Origin of the sequence: Wenzhouxiangella limi (assembly GCF_010499265.1) — a bacterium.
Taxonomy (GTDB): domain Bacteria; phylum Pseudomonadota; class Gammaproteobacteria; order Xanthomonadales; family Wenzhouxiangellaceae; genus Wenzhouxiangella; species Wenzhouxiangella limi.
Genome location: NZ_JAAGSC010000012.1, coordinates 1 through 224 on the forward strand (window position 1 = coordinate 1; position 224 = coordinate 224).

A 224-nucleotide genomic window follows, 5' to 3' on the forward strand; every position below is an offset into this window, starting at 1 on the left:
TTCACCATGGGCTGGAAGCGCCGTACTCGGAACCAGTGGCAACGGCTGGTTGAAGAGTGGGAACGCAGCGGGTTGACCCAGGCGGCGTACTGCCGTAAGCGTCTGGACAAATACGTCCTTCCCTTGGCACGCGCTCTGGCCGATGATGAGTGCTACCTGGATTGCCAAGGAGTTTCACCATGGGCTGGAAGCGCCGTACTCGGAACCAGTGGCAACGGCTGGTT

General features: G+C 60.3%; 1 protein-coding gene. It reads left to right on the forward strand.

Annotated elements, in window-relative coordinates:
• Positions 1–6: 6 nt before the first annotated feature.
• Positions 7–224 (forward strand): IS66 family insertion sequence element accessory protein TnpA (gene tnpA / locus G3I74_RS16270; protein WP_420823057.1); only part of this gene is annotated, 218 nt, incomplete at its 3' end.